This is a genomic window from Streptomyces zinciresistens K42, assembly GCF_000225525.1.
GTDB lineage: Bacteria > Actinomycetota > Actinomycetes > Streptomycetales > Streptomycetaceae > Streptomyces > Streptomyces zinciresistens.
Genome location: NZ_AGBF01000438.1, coordinates 1 through 1,466, shown reverse-complemented (window position 1 = coordinate 1,466; position 1,466 = coordinate 1). Strand labels below are relative to the sequence as shown.

1 pseudogene is annotated in these 1,466 nt (G+C 80.4%); it reads left to right on the top strand.

Annotation, left to right across the window (positions count from 1 at the left end):
* Nucleotides 1–1,466: pseudogene (locus SZN_RS37070) on the top strand (cation-translocating P-type ATPase); the annotation flags it as partial.

Genomic DNA, 1,466 nt, shown 5'->3' with positions numbered 1-1,466 from the left:
GCCGGGCGGGGCGCCCGCCTGGCGCTCCGGGGGCCGCACCCACCTCGCCCTGCGGCCCGAGGAACCCGCCCGGACCCGGCGCGAGGGCGGCACCGAGCGTGTGGCGCGCCGGGTCGCCGCTGCCCTCGCCGAGCGGCCCGAGGTGGCCCTCGCCTACTGGGACGGCGGCCTCGGCCGGCTGGTCGTGACGGCCGCCGAGGAGTCCGCGGGCGAACAGGTGTGCGCACGAGCCGTCGAGATCGCCGCCCGGCACGGCCTCGCCCCGGACGACGGGGCCGCGGAGGACGTCGTCCACCCGGCCGATCCCGCCGGGGTCCGGGCCGCCGCCGCGACGCTCGCCGCCGACGGGATCGGCGTCGCCCTCGCGGTCACCGGCCAGGTCCTGCGCCTGCCCGCCACACCGCGCGGCCTGACCGCGCTGGTCACCCTGCTCCGGGAGGACCCGCGGTTCCGGGCCCGGCTGCGCGCCCGCATCGGCCGTTCCCGGATGGATCTGGTGCTGGCCGTGGCCCACGCGGCCGCCCACGGCGCCGGACGGACCCCGGCGGCCCTGGTGCTCGACGGCGCGCTGCGCTCCCTCCAACTGGCCGAGACGGTCGCCCGCGCGGCCGCGTTCGACAAGGTCCACGACGAGGTCTGCGCGCCCGAGCGCCCCGGCGTCGCCGCACAGCGCCCGCGCCCGCCGCTGCGCACCTCCCCGGCCCAGCAGTACGCCTCGCACGCCGAGGCGGGCAGCCTGGTCGGGGCGGTGGCCGCGCTGCTGGTCAAGCAGGACGGCACCGAGGCGGCGGACGCGGTGCTCGCGGGTGCCCCCAAGGCGGCGCGCTACGGCCCGGCCGCCTTCCACGCCGTCCTCAGCTCCGCGCTGGCCCGCACCGGCGTCCTCGTCCGCGACCCCGAGCGGCTGCGGCAGCTGGAGATGGCCGGCACCGTCGTCCTGCACCCGAGCGCGCTGCGCACCGCCCGAGGGGGCGCCGACGCCTGGGCCGAGGCCGTCCTCGACGCGGCCCGGCGCGCGGGACTGCGCGTCGTGACGGCGGACGACCCCGCCCTCGCCGACTTCACCGGCCTCGCCGACCAGGTGGTGCCGGCGGAGCGGCCGCTGCGGCAGGTCGTCGAGGGCCTGCGCGACGGGGAGGGCGTCGTCGTGACCGTCGCCCGGCCCGGTCCGCACGACGAGGACGTCCTCGACGGGCTCCTCGCCGGTGACGTGGCCGTCGCCCTCACCGACCGGGACGCGGCCGTGGTGTGGGACGCGGACGTGCTGGCCCTGCACGGGCCCCCCGACGTCTGGCGGCTGCTGCGCGCCATCCCGGCCGCCCGGGACGTCGGCCGCAGATCACAGGTGCTGGCCCGGTCCGGAGCGACCCTGTCCGGCCTGCTCGTCGCGGTCGGCAAGCCCCGGCGCGGCCGTGCCGCGCCCCGGCCGGCCCTGCGCCACACGCCGGTCGACGCGAGCGCGGCGT